The sequence below is a fragment of the Nocardioides sp. NPDC047086 genome (genome assembly GCF_040643685.1).
GTDB lineage: Bacteria > Actinomycetota > Actinomycetes > Propionibacteriales > Nocardioidaceae > Nocardioides.
Window position 1 is genome coordinate 12,818 of record NZ_JBEYUV010000038.1, and the last position, 14,525, is coordinate 27,342.

Here is a 14,525-nt window from a genome sequence, read left to right on the forward strand (position 1 = left end):
GTTATGACGAGCCGACTCGGCAGGGTACGAAAATCGCCGAACGCCCGGGTCTAGTACACCCGGGCGTTCGTTGTGATGTGGCTTCTCTGGCTGCCTCGACCCGCTTACACCGCTTCGCAAGCTCAGCGGTGACGCTCGCTCGACCTCTTCGCGTTGTGACCTGCGACTTCGTCGCAGGTCACAGGCTCAGACCTTCTCGATCTGGTTGAACGAGAGCTCGACGGGGGTCTCGCGGCCGAAGATCTCGACGAGCGCCTTGACGCGCTGGGACTCGGCGTTGAGCTCGGTGATGGTCGCGTGGAGGGTGGCGAAGGGGCCGTCGACGACGGTGACCGAGTCGCCCTCGGCGAAGTCGACGACCTCGACGGGCTTCTTGGCGGTGCCGGTGGCGCCGGAGCTGGCGGTCGCGGCCTCACCGGCGGCGGCAGCCTCGGCCTCGGCCTGGGCGACGACGGCGGGGGCGAGCATGTTCTCGACCTCGGTCATCGACAGCGGCACCGGCTGGTGGCTGTGGCCGACGAAACCGGTGACCGACGGGGTGTGGCGTACGGCGGCCCAGGACTCGTCGGTGAGGTCCATCCGGACCAGCACGTAACCCGGGAGAACGGTGCGCTTGACCATCTTGCGCTGGCCGTTCTTGATCTCCGGGACCTCCTCGGTGGGGACCACGATCTCGTGGATGTAGTCCTCCATGTTGAGGGAGACGATGCGGTTCTCCAGGTTGGACTTCACCCGGTTCTCCATGCCGGAGTAGGTGTGGATCACGAACCAGTCGCCCGGCTTCGCCCACAGCTCACGGCGGAACGCCTCGAGCGGGTCGTCGTCCGCGGCCTCGGGGGCCTCGCCCTCGACGATCTCGTCGAAGGACGACTCGTCCTCGGCTGCGTCGCTGGCGTCGTCGGTGTCACCGGACTCGCCGGCCTCGTCGAACTCGGCCTCTGCAGGCACGTCGGAGGCGGCCTCGGCCGTCTCGAGGACCTCGGTCTCCTCGGTGTAGTCCTGCTCAGACACGTCCTGCTCCAAACCGTTGAATGTGTATTTCGGGTGTGCTCCGCGGGCCGGGGCCCACGCGATCACGCGTCGCGGCCGCCGAACACCCAGAACATCAACTTGCCGAACCCGAGGTCAAGGCCCGCGGTGATCGCCATCATGACCAGGACGAAGACCAGAACCACGATGAAGTACGTCGTGAGCTGCTGCTGCGTCGGCCAGACGACCTTGCGGAGCTCGGCCACGACCTGGCGGTAGAACGTCGGGAGACTGGTGCGCTTCTCCGTCTTCTTGTCGTTCGGAGTCGGGACTGCCTTGCTGTCCGTCACGCCGCCACCTTCTCTCGAAAACGTTTCCATCGCTGGTCCGGCTTTGCAGGGCACGAGGGACTTGAACCCCCAACCTTCGGTTTTGGAGACCGATGCTCTGCCAGTTGAGCTAGTGCCCTACGGAGGTCTGCATCAGACGCGCGGTTGAGGGCGCGGCTAACCATGTGGGAAGACCACCAACGGTGAGTCTACGCACTGGGCAATGGCCCCTCCAAAACCGGGGTGCGTTGACCCATAGGATTGCTGGCATGACCTCAGATCCCCGTCCCCTCGCCGAGCTCTCGCGCGAGGAACTCGAAGCGTTCGCAACGGAGCAGCGCACGGCGTACGACAACTTGGTGGCCAAGGGCCTGAAGCTGGACCTGACCCGGGGCAAGCCCTCCGCGGACCAGCTCAACCTCTCCGACGGCCTGCTCCATCTCCCCAAGACGACGACCGCCCCGGACGGCACCGACACGCGCAACTACGGTGGCCTGGCGGGCGGCATCGAGATCCGCGATATCTACGCCGAGCTCCTCGGCCTGGACACCGACCAGCTCATCGCCGGCGGCAACTCGAGCCTCACGATGATGCGCGACACGCTGATGTACCTGTGGCTTCACGGTGGCGTCGACAGCGAGCGCCCCTGGGGCCGCGAGGAGACCGTGAGGTTCATCTGCCCGGTGCCGGGCTACGACCGTCACTTCACGCTCCTGGAGTGGTTCGGCATCGAGATGCTGACCGTGCCGATGCGCGCCGACGGGCCCGATGCCGACGCCGTCGCCGCCCTGGTCAAGGACGACCCGACGATCAAGGGCATGTGGCTGGTCCCGACCTACGCCAACCCGACCGGTGACACCACCTCGCAGGAGATCGCCGAGCGGCTCACCTCGATGCCGACCGCGGCTCCCGACTTCAAGATCTTCTGGGACAACGCCTACGCGCTGCACCACCTGACCCCGGCCGAGACCAAGACCGCCGACATCGTCTCGCTGGCCAACGCGGCCGGCAACCCGCACCGTCCGCTGGTCTTCGCCTCGACCTCCAAGGTCACCTACGCCGGTGCCGGCGTCGGCTTCTTCGGCGGCTCGAAGGAGAACGTCGCCTGGTGGCTCGACCACCTCAGCAGCGGCGCGATCGGCCCCGACAAAGTCAACCACCTGCGGCACGCGGAGTTCTTCGGGTCGGCCGCCGGCGTACGTGAGCACATGGCCAAGCACCGCGAGCTGCTCGCGCCGCGGTTCGCGGCCGTCGAGGACGCGCTCACCGACGAGCTCGGTGCGCTCGGGGTGGCGACCTGGACCAAGCCCGCCGGTGGCTACTTCGTCAGCCTCGACGTGCTCCCGGGCACCGCGACCCGGGTGATCGAGCTGGCCAAGGCTGCCGGCGTCGCGCTGACCCCGGCCGGTTCGGCGTTCCCCGGGAAGCACGACCCGGAGGACACCAACATCCGGCTGGCGCCGTCCTTCCCGCCGTTGGAGCAGGTCAGCGGGGCCATGGAGGTCGTCACGGTGTGCGTGAAGCTGGCCGCCGCGGAGAAGCTGCTCGCGTGAATGTTGAGCATATGAGTGCCGACCGACGCGACCTACGTACGCTGCCGAAGGCGCATCTGCACCTGCACTTCACGGGTGCGATGCGCCACGAGACGCTGCTCGAGCTGGCCGCCCGCGACGGGATCCGGCTGCCCGAGCAGCTGGTCGCCGACTGGCCGCCGACGCTGAGCGCGGCCGACGAGAAGGGCTGGTTCAGGTTCCAGCGCCTCTACGACGTGGCGCGCTCGGTGCTGCGCACCGAGGCGGACATCCGGCGGCTCGTCATGGAGGTCGCCGAGGACGACGTACGCGACGGCGGCAGGTGGCTCGAGATCCAGGTCGACCCCTCGGGCTATGCGGCGAAGTTCGGCGGGATCACCGCGTTCACGGATCTGGTCCTGGACGCCGTCCGCGACGCGGAGCGGGAGACCGGGCTCGGGATCGCGGTGATCATCGCCTCCAACCGCACCCGGCACCCGATGGACGCGCGCACGCTGGCGCGCCTGGCAGGACAGTACGTCGACCAGGGTGTGGTCGGCTTCGGGCTCTCCAACGACGAGCGGCGCGGACGGACCGAGGAGTTCGACCACGCCTTCCGGATCGCCGAGCGGGCCGGTCTGCGGCTGATGCCGCACGGCGGTGAGCTGCGCGGGCCCGAGCACATCCGCACCGTGCTGCGGTCGCTGCACGCGACCCGGCTGGGTCACGGCGTACGCGCTGCCGAGGATCCGGCGCTGCTCGAGGAGATCGTGCGGGCGGGCGTCGCGCTGGAGGTCTGCCCGACCTCCAACGTGTCGCTCGGCGTCTACTCGGATCTGACGTCGGTGCCGCTGCCGCAGCTGCTCGACGCGGGTGCGACCGTGGCGCTGGGGGCCGATGACCCGCTGCTGTTCGGGTCCCGGCTGGCGGCGCAGTACGCCACGATGCGGGCGGCCCACGAGCTCACCGACGAGACCCTCGCCGACCTGGCGCGGATGTCGATCACCGCCTCGACCGCGCCCGAATCGACGAAGAAGGGTCTGCTCGCCGAGGTCGACGACTGGCTGAGCACGCCCTCGCACCCCACGGATCCGGCAAGTTAAGACAGAATGTCGGCCATGACGAACCCGTCCGACGATCAGCCCGATCCCAACAAGCCGGCCGACGCCTCCACCCCGCCTCCGCCGGCCCCGTCCGAGCCGGCCCAGAGCGACGAGACCCAGGTGGCGACTCCGCCTGCCTCGACTCCGCCTGCCTCGACGCCGCCTGCGCCGACCCAGCCGATGTACGGCCAGACCTACGGTGAGCAGCCGTCCAACCCCTACGGTGGCGCGACCTTCGACCAGAAGCCGCCGGCGCCGCCGACGCCTGGCTACGGACAGACGCCTCCGCCGCCGGCCTACGGTGGTCAGCCGAGCTACGGCAATCAGCCGGGCTACGGCCAGGCGCCCTACGGCGCTCCGGCTGCGTACTCGGCTCAGGTGGGCAAGCCGGACTCGGGCGCGACCACGGCGATGGTGCTAGGCATCATCGGGCTCGCGGGTGGGTTCTTCTGCGGCCTCCCGATCGTGCTCTCCCCCTTCGCCCTGTTCATGGGTCTGTCCGCGAAGAAGCGGATCGATGCTGCCGCCGGCGCCCTGACCGGCCGTGGCAACGCGCAGGCCGGCTTCATCCTCGGCATCATCGGCACCGTCCTGATGATCCTGAGCATCCTCGCCATCGTCATCATCGTCATCATCGGGGTCAGCGGCGGGTTCGACTCAGGCTATGACAGCGGCTACGACTCGTACGACAGCGAGTTCTGAGCGATGACGAGCACGCCGCCGCCGGGCTATCAGCCGGCGCCCTACGGGTTCCCGCAGCCTCCTCCGCACCCCGAGGCCAACTCGGCGATGGTCTTCGGGATCGTCGGACTGTGCCTCTCGGTCATGTGCGGCGGGATCGGCGTCTTCGTCGCACCGTTCGGATGGATCAAGGGCAAGCGGGTGATGGCCGAGATCGACGCCAATCCGCAGGCCTACGGCGGGCGCGGCAACGCTCAGGCCGGTTTCATCACCGGCCTCATCGGAACGATCTTCGGGGCGCTCTACCTGCTCTTCTGGGTCGCCTACGTCATCTTCGTCATCGTGATGCTCGTCGTGGTCTCCGAGGAGACCGGCACCACGACGTTCGACAGCGTCAACGCGATGCTGAGCGGCCGAATCTGACGGATGGACTGCGGCTACTTCACCTCCGGCGCCTGCCGCTCCTGCCGCTGGCTGGAGATGGCCTACGCCGACCAGCTCGCGCAGAAGCAGCGGCGGGTCGCCGCTGTGCTCAATTCCTCAGGATTGGGTGACGTACGTTGGGAGGAACCGGTCTCCAGCCCGGAGGCCGGTTTCCGCAACAAGGCGAAGATGGTCGTCGCCGGCTCGGTGGAGGCACCGACGCTGGGGATCCTGTCGCACGACGGTCTCGGGGTGGACCTGCTCGCGTGCGGGCTGCACACACCGGGGCTGCAGGCCGCGCTGCCGGTCCTGTCCCGGTTCGTCTCGACAGCGCGGCTGACCCCCTACTCGGTGCCGGAGCGGCGTGGTGAGCTCAAGCACGTGATCGTCACCGAGGCTCCGGGGGGCGAGCTGATGGTGCGCTGGGTGCTCCGGTCCACCGAGGCGCTGGCGCGGCTGCGCAAGCATCTTCCGGCGCTGTTGGACGAGCTTCCGGTTGCGGTGGCATCGGCGAACATCCAGCCGGAGCACAAGGCCGTCATCGAGGGCCCCGAGGAGATCTTCCTGACCGCCCGCGAGGCGCTCACGATGGAGGTCAACGGGATCGGCCTTCGGCTGCGACCCCACTCGTTCTTCCAGACCAACACCGACGTCGCGGCCGCGCTCTACCGCCATGCCCGCGACCTGGTCTCCGCGGCGTCGCCGAGGTCGGTGTGGGACCTCTACTGCGGCGTCGGCGGCTTCGGGCTGCACGTGGCCGCCCCCGGGCGGGAGGTGCTCGGTGTCGAGTCCAGCGAGCAGGCCGTCGAAGCCGCCGCCTCGACCGCCGCGGAGCTGGGGCTCCCGGGCACCAGCTGGGTGGCCGGGGATGCCGCGGCGTACGCCCTCTCGGCCGGCTCCGCCCCCGACCTGGTCATCGTCAACCCGCCGCGTCGCGGGATCGGTTCCGCGCTCGCCGGCTGGCTGGAGCGGTCGGGGGTCGAGCACGTCGTCTACTCCTCCTGCAACGTCGACACCCTCGCCCGCGACCTGCGCGACATGCCGTCGCTGCGTCCCGTCTCCGCCCGACTGCTCGACATGTTCCCCAACACCGACCACCACGAGGTGCTCGTCCTCCTGCAACGAGCCTGATGCCGAGTCGGCTCGAACTGACATGAAATCCTGCCGAGTCGGCTCGTCATGACGAGCCGACTCGGCGGCGGATCCGGTCAGTTCGCGCCGACTCGGCGCGATCGGGTCAGGGTGAGGGCGCCCAGGGCCAGGGCGGCGAGGCCGAGGACGATCGCCATGCCACCGCCGACCACGCCGTTGCCGGTGCCAGGCCCGCCGTCGGCGACGAGGAGGTTGACGACGCCGATGACCAGGGCGATCGCGCCGCAGCCGAGCGCCACGAGAGCGCCGTTGCGGCCACGGTTGCCGACGCCGCGTACGGCACGGGTCAGCGCCGCTGCGCCGGCCACCGCTCCGGTCAGGCCGACGAACGCGGCGAGGGTCGCCCACAGCCGGGCGGTGGTCAGTGTGTACGCGCCGACATCAGGTTCGGCGGCGCTGATGAGCAGGTCGTTCAGGGACATCGAGGACTCCTTGGTTCGAGGTCGACCGGATGACTCGATCGTCTCGTCGGCGGCCGCCGGAGTCGTCCTGCCGGCGCGGACTCTTCGGCGCCGCCGCTACTGCGTACGTGGTAGCCGGAGGTCCTCCGACAGTGGGACTCGCGGGCGGCACGGCGGGCATATCCTGCTCGCATGGCCAGGCGGCGGATCACAGTCGGGGACTGGGTCATCGCCGCTGGTGTGGCCGTGGCCCAGGTGGCCGCTGCGCTGAGCGGTGGTCAGCCCGGATCCGGCAACGTCGTTCTCGGCTACGCCGCGCTGGTCGCAAGCGCTCTGGTCCTGGTGGTCCGTCGCCGGGCGCCCGTCGCCGTGCTGGTGGTCAGCGGGGCGTGCGGACTCGCCTTCCAGGCACTTGGGTTCGACGTCGCGGTGATCGCGTTCCTGGTCGCGGTCTACGCCGCGGTGCGGGAAGGTCATCGGCTGGTCACGGTGATCGCCGCGGTGGTGATGCAGAGCGGGCTGTTCCTGGTGGCCTACGCCTCCACGGGGGACGTCGGCGCGGCCTCCGAGCAGGCGCGCGGGGCCCTCGAGATCGCCTGGCTGATCGCGGCAGGCGCCGCCGGCGAGGCGCTCCGGCAGGCCGAGCGGCGTGCCGACGAGGCAGAGCGCACCCGCGAGGCCGCGGCCCAGCGCCGCGCCGACGACGAGCGGCTCCACATCGCCCGTGAGCTGCACGACTCCCTCACCCACCAGATCTCGGTCATCAAGGTCCAGTCCGAGGCCGCCGTCCACGTGGCCCAGCGGCGCGGCGAGGAGGTCCCCGAGTCGCTGCTGGCGATCCGGGAGGCCGGACGCGAGGCGGCCCGCGAGCTGCGCGCGACGCTGACGGCGCTGCGCGACGACGATCCGAACCCGCCACGGGGGCTCGAGGACGTACGCGACCTGGTGGGGTCCGCCGAGTCCACCGGGCTGCACGTCACGCTGACCGTCGACGGGCAGCCCGGCGCGGTGCCGGTCGCGGTGGGCCGGACGGCCTACCGGATCGTCCAGGAGGCGCTGACCAACGTGACCCGCCACGCCGCGGCCACCACCGCGTCGGTCCACATCGACCATCGGCCCGACTCCCTCGGGATCCGGGTCGAGGACAACGGCACCGCTGCCCCGGCGACGACCGTGCCCGGCATCGGGCTGCTCGGGATGCGCGAGCGGGTCTCCGCCCTCGGCGGCCAGCTGCGGGCCCAGCCCGGCGAGGAGGGCGGTTTCATGGTCGAGGCGCGGCTGCCCGTGGAACGTACGTCGTGATCCGGGTGCTCCTGGTCGACGACCAGCCGCTCATCCGCAGCGGCTTCCGGGCCCTTCTCGACATCGAGGAGGACATCGAGGTGGTCGCCGAGGCCGCCGACGGCGTCGAGGCGGTGGCGCTCGCCCGCCGGCACCTGCCCGACGTGGCGATGGTCGACATCCAGATGCCGGTGGCCGACGGGCTCGAGGCGACCCGGCGGATCGCCGCCGACCCGGCGCTGGGTGACGTACACGTGGTGATCCTGACCAACTACGGCATGGACGAGTACGTCCTCGAGGCCCTGCGCGCCGGCGCTGCCGGGTTCCTCGTGAAGGACGTCCAGCCGGAGGACTTCGTGCACGCGGTACGGGTCGCCGCGCGAGGCGACGCGCTGCTGGCGCCGTCGGTGACCCGTGCGCTCATCGACCACTACGTCAGCCAGCCATCCCCTGCCGACGCTCCCCGCGGGCTCGCCGAGCTCACCAATCGCGAGCGCGAAGCGGTCGCCCTGGTCGCCCGGGGCCTGACCAACGACCAGGTCGCCGAGGCCATGGTGATCAGCGTGCTGACCGCCAAGACCCACATCAACCGCGCGATGACCAAGCTGCACGCGCGCGACCGCGCGCAGCTCGTCGTCGTGGCGTACGAGGCGGGGCTGGTCTCTCCTAGAGCTCCACGCCGAGCATGACGGGCTCGTTGACGAGCATGATCCCGTACGCCTTCTCCACCCCGTCACGCACCTCTCTCGCCAGAGCGAGCAGGTCCTCGGTCGTGCCTTCGCCACGGTTGGTGAGGGCGAGGGTGTGCTTCGTGGAGAGCGAGACCCTGTCGTTGCCGTGGCCCTTCTTGAACCCGGCGTGGTCGATGAGCCAGGCCGCGGAGGTCTTCACCGTGCCGTCGGGCTGGGGGTAGGCCGGCGCCCCCTCGGGCACGTCCTCGGGAGCGACCACGGGGTTGGTGAAGAACGAGCCCGCCGACCAGGTGTCGTGGTCGACCTCGTCGATGACCATGCCCTTGCTGCGGCGCAGGGACAGGACGGCCTCGCGGATCTGCTTGGACGGCACCCGAGTGCCCTGCTCGACGCCGAGGGCGCCCGCGAGCTGGGCGTAGGCGATCGGGGAGCCGGTCTCACCGTCGGTGCCGAGCCGGAAGGTGACCTCGAGGACCACGTAGCGCCCGGGCACAGCCTTGAAGCGCGACCACCGATAGCCGAACCCGCACTCCTCGGCGGTGAAGCTCCGCACCTCGCGAAGCTCGCGGTCGAACACCTTGACCGAGGTGATGGTCTGAGAGACGTCCTGCCCGTACGCCCCGACGTTCTGGATCGGGGTCGCGCCCACGCTGCCGGGGATGCCGGAGAGCGCCTCGACGCCGCTCCAGCCCTTGTCGACGGCGGTCGCCACGAAGTCGTCCCAGGTCTCGCCGGCAGCCACCGCGACGCGTACGCCACCCTCGACCGGCTCCGCCACGACGCCCGTGGTCGCCAGCTTGACGACTGTGCCCGGGAAGCCGGCGTCGGCGACGACGAGGTTGCTGCCGCCGCCGAGGACGAGCACGTCCGTCCCGGCCGTGTCGGCCGTGGTCACGGCCTCGATGATCTCCGCCTCCGTGGTCGCGGTGACGAACTCCGCCGCGGGGCCGCCGAGATGGAAGGTGGTGTAGCGGGAGAGCAGCTCAGGCACGCACGGTCACCTTCGGCATCCCGAGCACCTTCTGGTCGCCGGAGACGACCGTCAGGGCGATCGTCGCCAGCCCGTCCTCGACCGACTTCACGGTGCCGCTGACGGTCACCGAGGTGCCCTCGTCGTCATCGGGCACGACGACCGGGTTGGTGAACTTGGCACCGAAGTCGACGACCTCGGCTCCGTCGGTCCACTCCGAGACCGCTCGGGCGACCAGCGCCATGGTGAACATGCCGTGGGCGATCACGCCGGGGAGGCCGACGGCGGTGGCGATCCGGTCGGACCAGTGGATCGGATTGAAGTCGCCGCTCGCGCCGGCGTAGCGCACCAGCGAGGCCCGGGTCACGGGGTAGGTCTTCGGAGCCAGCTCGGCGCCTGCTTCGAGCGTCATCAGGCGACCTCCGCCGCTCGGTGGACCAGGGTGGCCGAGGTCGTGCACACGACCGCCCCGGAGTCGTCGGTGATCTCCGAGACCGTACCGATGATGTCGTTGCCGCCGATCTGTCGCAGCGAGGCGACGCTCAGGGTCGCGACCAGCACGTCTCCCGGCGCGATCGGCCGGGCGTACGAGAACTTCTGCTCGCCGTGCACGATCCGCGACAGCTCGACCTCGACGTCTTCGAGGAAGGCGTTCATCGCGTCGAAGGCGAGCACGATCGGGAACGTCGCCGGGACCGGGTCCCCGCTCTCCCAGCCCACGCCGGTGGCGGCAGCGAACTCCCGCACCTTCTCGTCGGTGACCCGATAGGGCCTGGTCGGAGGAAACGCGCGCCCTACGAGCGACCCATCAACTGCCATGCGGGCAACTCTAGTGGCCTGCCGAGAAGTCACCCACGTCGGCCGAGGCGTCACCCCGGTCGGCCGAAGCGTCACGTAGGTCCGCCGAGTTGGCAGACCGGTGCCAACTCGGCCGACCGGAGTGACGTCTCGGCAAATGACGAACGCCCCGCCTCCCGGCCATCTGGAATTCAGTGGCGGGGGCGGGGCGTTCGGAGCGCCGATCAGCGTCGCGCTCTATCAAGAAGCCAAACTTCAGCGGGTCTCGCGGTGCGCGGTGTGCTTGCGGCAACGCGGGCAGTACTTGTTGAGCTCGATGCGGTCGGGGTCGTTCCGACGGTTCTTCTTCGAGATGTAGTTCCGCTCCTTGCACTCGGTGCAAGCGAGGGTGATCTTCGGGCGAACGTCGCTGCTCTTGCTGGCCACAGGAGTTTCCTTACGGTACTGATCGAGGTGGTGCGGTCTTTGGCGGTAGCGGGGGCGGGGATCGAACCCGCGACCTCACGATTATGAGTCGTGCGCTCTAACCGCCTGAGCTACCCCGCCTCAACAGGAATCAGGCCCGCAGTATTCCTACTGCGGGTCCCGAACTCCAGAGCCCCTTTACGGAATCGAACCGTAGACCTTCTCCTTACCATGGAGACGCTCTGCCGACTGAGCTAAAGGGGCGTTGCGAAAGAGAACATTACGGTAGGGGCGCCGTGCTCAACAAATCGACAAGGCCCTTCGCGTCACCGGCCGCATCATCCCAGGTCAGCGGGGTCCTCGGCGCCTCGATCGGGCTCCCAGATGGGCGCGAAACCCATCGCCTCCTCGAGCTCGTAGGACAGCTCGAGCAGCATTCGCTCGCGTCCCGGAGCAGCCCCGAACATCATCCCCTGCGGGAGCCCGGTGAGGGTCTGCTGCACCGGCAGCGACACCGCCGGGCCACCGGTGACGTTCTGCCACGGCGTGAACGCGACCCAGTCCATCAGCCTCTTCATGACCAGCTCGTAGGCCTGGCTCGGCGCCAGCCGGCCGATCTCCGGGGTCTCGTGCGCGACGGTGGGCGTCAGGACGACGTCGTACGCCGCGTGGAACCCCTCCGCGATCGCCTGCGCCTTGCGCAGCCGGACGATCGCGGCCGGGACGTACTTGGCGTTCTTGATCGTGTGCTGCGCGAGACCGATCGTGAGGTTGTCGAGCCGGGTCCGGTCCCAGCTCTTGCCACGGAGCGGGCCGGCGTTGACCAGGGCGACTGCGAGGGTCCCCCAGTAGAGGACGAAGTCGTCGGCGAAGGTCCCCGGCACCGGCGGTGGCACGGTCTCGACGGCGTGTCCGAGCTCTTCCAGCACCGCAGCCGTCTTCAGCGTCAGCTCGGCGACCTCCGGGCTGGCCTCGCGCCCGAGCGCGCCGGTGAAGACGGCGAAGCGGAGCCGTTTGGACCCGGGTCCGGTGACGTCCCCGATCGGCGGCAGCGGGGTGTGGTGGGCCCTCTCCGCCTCCCGGAAGAAGGCGGCGGTGTCGCGTACGGAGCGGGTCAGCACACCGTCGGTGACGATCTTGAGCGGCAGCAGCCCGTAGAGCGGGTCCTGCGGCATCCGGTCGCGGGTCGGCTTGAGTCCGACCAGCCCGCAGGCCCCGGCCGGGATCCGGATCGAGCCGCCGCCGTCATTGCCGTGGGCGATCGGCACGGCGCCTGCGGCCACCAGCGCACCCGACCCCGCCGACGAGGCACCGGCCACGCGGGCGGTGTCCCACGGGTTGCGCACCGCCCCGAGTCGCGCGTGCTCGGCGGTGCCCGAGAAGCCGAACTCGGAGAGCTGGGTCTTGCCGAGCGAGAGCAGGCCGAGCTTGAAGAGCAGCTTGGTCATCTCGCCGTTGCGCGACGCCGGCGGCATGGCGTACGAGTCCGTGCCGTTCCTGGTGGGCACACCGGCGACGTCGGTGTTGTCCTTGATCAGGGTGGGGACACCCGCGAAGAACCCCGCCCGGGGCTCGCGCGCCTGGATCCGGGCCCGGTCGAAGGTCCGGTAGGCCATCGCGCCGAGAGCAGGGTCGACCGACTCGATCCGGGCGATGGCCGCCTCGACCGCCTCGGCGGTGCTGAGGTCACCGCGCCGCAGGGCCTCGGCGACCCCGACCGCGTCGAGAGTGCCGAGTACGTCGTCGGTGAAGGCGTGCACACGGGCCATGTGACCAACGGTAGGCCGGTGGCGGCCTCAGTGGAGGAAGTACGCCACCAACGGGACCAGGAGACATGTCACAACCGCGGTGAGCCCCATCGCCAGCCCGGAGAAGGCCCCCTCGACACGGCTCTCCTCCAGCATCCGGGCGGTGCCGATGCCGTGGGAGACGGCGCCGACGGCGATGCCGCGGGCTCGCGGGTCGCGGATGCGGAGCAGGGTCAGGACCCGCGGGCCGACCATCGCGGCGAAGGTGCCGATCACGATCGCGAAGCACGCCGACAGCTCCGGGTAGCCGCCCAGCCGCTCGGCCAGCGCGATCGTCACCGGAGCGGTGACGGCCTTCGTGGCCATCGTCCGCTCCAGCACGTCGCCGCCGCCGAACCAGCGCACCAGCAGGATGCCGCTGCCCATCGAGACCACCGCGCCGGCGGTCAGCGCGACCAGGACGGGCACCACCATCCCCTTCAGCCGGGCGAGCTGGTGGTAGAGCGGGATCGCCAGCGCCACGGTCGCCGGACCGAGCAGGAAGCTGATCAGCGTGGTGGCGTCGGCGTAGTCGTCATAGGACGTGCCGCTGATCGCTAGCAGCGAGCCGACGATCACGATCGCCACCGCCACCGGCTGCGCCAGCGGTGAACGGGTGCGCTTGCGCAGCCACCGCCCGAACTCGTACGCAGCCACCGTCACGAACAGCCACAGGATGACGCTCACTCGATCTCCTCCCCCGGCGCGCCTTCGCTGCCGGCGGCCTCCGGCAGACGGCGCAGGAACAGGGTGAGCACCCAGCCGACGGTGGCCAGCCCGAGGAACCACGAGCCGAGGAGCGCGACGACGATCGGCACCGCCGCCTCACGGATGACCGCGAGGTAGGCGACCACGCCGACACCGGCCGGGATGAAGAAGAGCTGCAGGTGGGAGAGGAAGTAGTCGCCGACCTGGATGACCGGGTCATCGTCGCCGTCGCGGCGCCGCAGGACCAGGACCACGAAGAGCAGCAGCATCCCCACGACGGGCCCGGGCAGCGGGATCCCGGTCAGCTCGACGATCGCGGTTCCGGCCAGCTGGCATCCGAGCAGCCAGAGCAGGCCGACGATCACTGCGCGACGATGGACTCGATCGCCATCGCGGCGCAGCCCACCAGACCCGAGGAGTCACCGTGGAGCTGGGCCATGAAGGTGAGGTCGCGGGTGGCGATCGGGTTGGAGCGGGCGTAGACGCTCTCGCGCACCCCGGCGGTGTAGAGGTCGAAGGCACCGGCCATGTCACCGCCGATGACGACGACCTCCGGGTTGAGCAGGTTGACGGCGGTCGCCACGACCTCGCCGAGCTGTCGTCCGCCCTCGCGCAGCAGCCCGCGCGCGACGGCGTCGCCGGCGAGCGCGGCTGCCACCAGGTCACGTACGTGACCGGCGGGGACGCCGGAGTCGGTCAGCCGCTGGGCGAGCGCCCAGCCGGACGCGACGGTCTCCAGGCAGCCGGTCGAACCGCAGCGGCAGGGCCGGTCCCCGGCCGCGTCGATGCGGGTGTGGCCGATCTCGCCGGCCGCCCCGAGGGCACCGGTGACGACCTTGCCGTCGACGATGATGCCCATGCCGAGACCGGTCGAGGCCTTGACGACCAGGGCGTTGCGTACGGGATGGTCGGAGTTGAACAGCTCCGAGCGCGCCAGCGCGTGGGCGTCGTGGGCGAGGATCAGCGGAGCGTCGGTCAGCGCGGTGAAGTAAGGGGCCAGCTGGACACCGTCCCAGCCGCCCATCGCCGGGGTGTCGATGCTCATCCCGAGCTCGGGGTTGACCACGCCCGGAAGACTCATCCCGATCGCCAGCACCGGCAGGTCGATCGAGGTCACCATCTTGGTCATCCGCTCGACGATCTCGGGCATCAGCACCTCGGCGGAGATACCGACCTCGTGGTCGCGGGTGTCACCGGCCAGCTCGCGCCCGGCGAGGTCGAAGACCGCCGCCTGGCTGCGGCTGCGGCCCACCGCCACCGCCAGCACGACTCCTGGGTCTGAGGATTCGTCGCTCACGACTGCAGTCTAAGCACG

General features: G+C 70.1%; 18 protein-coding genes and 3 tRNA genes. 7 read left to right on the plus strand and 14 right to left on the minus strand.

From position 1 onward, the window contains the following. Positions 1-186 precede the first annotated feature (186 nt). From nusG to ABZ796_RS22705, 3 genes are all read right to left on the minus strand, one after another. The gene (nusG, locus tag ABZ796_RS22695; RefSeq protein WP_357339979.1) at positions 187-1,011 is read right to left on the minus strand and encodes a transcription termination/antitermination protein NusG; all 825 of its coding nucleotides are present in this window, start codon (positions 1,009-1,011) and stop codon (positions 187-189) included. Between the two features lie 62 nt (positions 1,012-1,073). Next, positions 1,074-1,349 (minus strand): preprotein translocase subunit SecE, encoded by a 276-nt coding sequence (secE, locus tag ABZ796_RS22700; RefSeq protein WP_350663303.1) that lies wholly within the window; start codon positions 1,347-1,349, stop codon positions 1,074-1,076. A 16-nt stretch (positions 1,350-1,365) separates the two neighbouring features. After that, a tRNA-Trp gene (locus ABZ796_RS22705) sits at positions 1,366-1,438 on the minus strand. A 129-nt stretch (positions 1,439-1,567) separates the two neighbouring features. On the opposite strand from ABZ796_RS22705, the gene ABZ796_RS22710 reads away from it, so the two are divergent. The 5 genes from ABZ796_RS22710 to rlmC are packed head-to-tail and all read left to right on the plus strand — an operon-like array spanning position 1,568 to position 6,147. Further along, a complete protein-coding gene (locus tag ABZ796_RS22710) occupies positions 1,568-2,851 on the plus strand; it encodes an aminotransferase class I/II-fold pyridoxal phosphate-dependent enzyme (protein WP_357339982.1) in 1,284 nt (427 codons plus the stop codon). A gap of 11 nt (positions 2,852-2,862) precedes the next feature. After that, complete coding sequence (locus ABZ796_RS22715) at positions 2,863-3,912, plus strand: adenosine deaminase (protein ID WP_357339984.1); 1,050 nt, start codon at positions 2,863-2,865, stop codon at positions 3,910-3,912. Between the two features lie 15 nt (positions 3,913-3,927). Further along, the gene (locus tag ABZ796_RS22720) at positions 3,928-4,614 is read left to right on the plus strand and encodes a DUF4190 domain-containing protein (protein WP_357339985.1); all 687 of its coding nucleotides are present in this window, start codon (positions 3,928-3,930) and stop codon (positions 4,612-4,614) included. 3 nt (positions 4,615-4,617) lie between these two features. Further along, positions 4,618-5,016 (plus strand): DUF4190 domain-containing protein, encoded by a 399-nt coding sequence (locus tag ABZ796_RS22725; protein WP_357339987.1) that lies wholly within the window; start codon positions 4,618-4,620, stop codon positions 5,014-5,016. Between the two features lie 3 nt (positions 5,017-5,019). Continuing rightward, positions 5,020-6,147: a 23S rRNA (uracil(747)-C(5))-methyltransferase RlmC gene (gene rlmC / locus ABZ796_RS22730; protein WP_357339989.1), complete on the plus strand. Its 1,128-nt coding sequence runs from the start codon at positions 5,020-5,022 to the stop codon at positions 6,145-6,147. Between the two features lie 77 nt (positions 6,148-6,224). Here rlmC and ABZ796_RS22735 read toward each other — a convergent pair whose 3' ends face one another. Then, positions 6,225-6,590, minus strand: coding sequence for a DUF6223 family protein (locus tag ABZ796_RS22735; RefSeq protein ID WP_357339991.1), 366 nt, complete (start codon positions 6,588-6,590; stop codon positions 6,225-6,227). Between the two features lie 171 nt (positions 6,591-6,761). Here ABZ796_RS22735 and ABZ796_RS22740 point away from each other — a divergent pair, with 171 nt between their 5' ends. Next, positions 6,762-7,871, plus strand: a complete 1,110-nt coding sequence (locus ABZ796_RS22740; RefSeq protein ID WP_357339993.1) for a sensor histidine kinase — start codon at positions 6,762-6,764, stop codon at positions 7,869-7,871. Then, a complete protein-coding gene (locus ABZ796_RS22745; RefSeq protein WP_357339995.1) occupies positions 7,868-8,539 on the plus strand; it encodes a response regulator transcription factor in 672 nt (223 codons plus the stop codon). The genes ABZ796_RS22740 and ABZ796_RS22745 overlap by 4 nt, the downstream gene beginning before the upstream one ends. Here the strand turns inward: ABZ796_RS22745 and ABZ796_RS22750 are convergent. The 10 genes from ABZ796_RS22750 to ABZ796_RS22795 form a co-directional block, all read right to left on the minus strand. Then, the gene (locus ABZ796_RS22750) at positions 8,517-9,533 is read right to left on the minus strand and encodes a UDP-N-acetylmuramate dehydrogenase (protein WP_357339997.1); all 1,017 of its coding nucleotides are present in this window, start codon (positions 9,531-9,533) and stop codon (positions 8,517-8,519) included. The genes ABZ796_RS22745 and ABZ796_RS22750 overlap by 23 nt on opposite strands. Next, positions 9,526-9,924 carry a MaoC/PaaZ C-terminal domain-containing protein gene (locus ABZ796_RS22755; protein WP_357339999.1) on the minus strand — a complete coding sequence of 133 codons (399 nt, stop codon included), beginning with the start codon at positions 9,922-9,924 and terminating at the stop codon, positions 9,526-9,528. Before ABZ796_RS22755 ends, ABZ796_RS22750 begins: the two co-directional genes overlap by 8 nt. Continuing rightward, the gene (locus ABZ796_RS22760) at positions 9,924-10,331 is read right to left on the minus strand and encodes a MaoC family dehydratase N-terminal domain-containing protein (RefSeq protein ID WP_357340000.1); all 408 of its coding nucleotides are present in this window, start codon (positions 10,329-10,331) and stop codon (positions 9,924-9,926) included. Before ABZ796_RS22760 ends, ABZ796_RS22755 begins: the two co-directional genes overlap by 1 nt. 234 nt (positions 10,332-10,565) lie before the next feature. Then, the gene (gene rpmG, locus ABZ796_RS22765) at positions 10,566-10,736 is read right to left on the minus strand and encodes a 50S ribosomal protein L33 (RefSeq protein WP_091042824.1); all 171 of its coding nucleotides are present in this window, start codon (positions 10,734-10,736) and stop codon (positions 10,566-10,568) included. 46 nt (positions 10,737-10,782) lie between these two features. Then, a tRNA-Met gene (locus ABZ796_RS22770) sits at positions 10,783-10,856 on the minus strand. Between the two features lie 50 nt (positions 10,857-10,906). Further along, positions 10,907-10,979 (minus strand) — tRNA-Thr (locus tag ABZ796_RS22775). 74 nt (positions 10,980-11,053) lie between these two features. Further along, positions 11,054-12,484, minus strand: coding sequence for an amidase (locus tag ABZ796_RS22780; RefSeq protein ID WP_357340001.1), 1,431 nt, complete (start codon positions 12,482-12,484; stop codon positions 11,054-11,056). Between the two features lie 27 nt (positions 12,485-12,511). Continuing rightward, positions 12,512-13,189 (minus strand): LrgB family protein, encoded by a 678-nt coding sequence (locus ABZ796_RS22785; RefSeq protein WP_357340002.1) that lies wholly within the window; start codon positions 13,187-13,189, stop codon positions 12,512-12,514. Beyond that, positions 13,186-13,575, minus strand: a complete 390-nt coding sequence (locus ABZ796_RS22790; RefSeq protein WP_357340003.1) for a CidA/LrgA family protein — start codon at positions 13,573-13,575, stop codon at positions 13,186-13,188. Before ABZ796_RS22790 ends, ABZ796_RS22785 begins: the two co-directional genes overlap by 4 nt. Continuing rightward, on the minus strand, positions 13,572-14,507 hold the full coding sequence (locus ABZ796_RS22795; protein WP_357340004.1) for an ROK family protein: 936 nt from the start codon (positions 14,505-14,507) through the stop codon (positions 13,572-13,574). The genes ABZ796_RS22790 and ABZ796_RS22795 overlap by 4 nt, the downstream gene beginning before the upstream one ends. Positions 14,508-14,525: the final 18 nt, after the last annotated feature.

Bases quoted from the DNA above. Each gene is read 5' to 3' on its own strand.
- secE (WP_350663303.1), bottom strand. From the start codon at position 1,349: ATGGAAACGTTTTCGAGAGAAGGTGGCGGCGTGACGGACAGCAAGGCA.
- ABZ796_RS22710 (WP_357339982.1), top strand. From the start codon at position 1,568: ATGACCTCAGATCCCCGTCCCCTCGCCGAGCTCTCGCGCGAGGAACTC.
- ABZ796_RS22715 (WP_357339984.1), top strand. From the start codon at position 2,863: ATGAGTGCCGACCGACGCGACCTACGTACGCTGCCGAAGGCGCATCTG.
- ABZ796_RS22720 (WP_357339985.1), top strand. From the start codon at position 3,928: ATGACGAACCCGTCCGACGATCAGCCCGATCCCAACAAGCCGGCCGAC.
- ABZ796_RS22725 (WP_357339987.1), top strand. From the start codon at position 4,618: ATGACGAGCACGCCGCCGCCGGGCTATCAGCCGGCGCCCTACGGGTTC.
- rlmC (WP_357339989.1), top strand. From the start codon at position 5,020: ATGGACTGCGGCTACTTCACCTCCGGCGCCTGCCGCTCCTGCCGCTGG.
- ABZ796_RS22735 (WP_357339991.1), bottom strand. From the start codon at position 6,590: ATGTCCCTGAACGACCTGCTCATCAGCGCCGCCGAACCTGATGTCGGC.
- ABZ796_RS22740 (WP_357339993.1), top strand. From the start codon at position 6,762: ATGGCCAGGCGGCGGATCACAGTCGGGGACTGGGTCATCGCCGCTGGT.
- ABZ796_RS22755 (WP_357339999.1), bottom strand. From the start codon at position 9,924: ATGACGCTCGAAGCAGGCGCCGAGCTGGCTCCGAAGACCTACCCCGTG.
- ABZ796_RS22760 (WP_357340000.1), bottom strand. From the start codon at position 10,331: ATGGCAGTTGATGGGTCGCTCGTAGGGCGCGCGTTTCCTCCGACCAGG.
- ABZ796_RS22780 (WP_357340001.1), bottom strand. From the start codon at position 12,484: ATGGCCCGTGTGCACGCCTTCACCGACGACGTACTCGGCACTCTCGAC.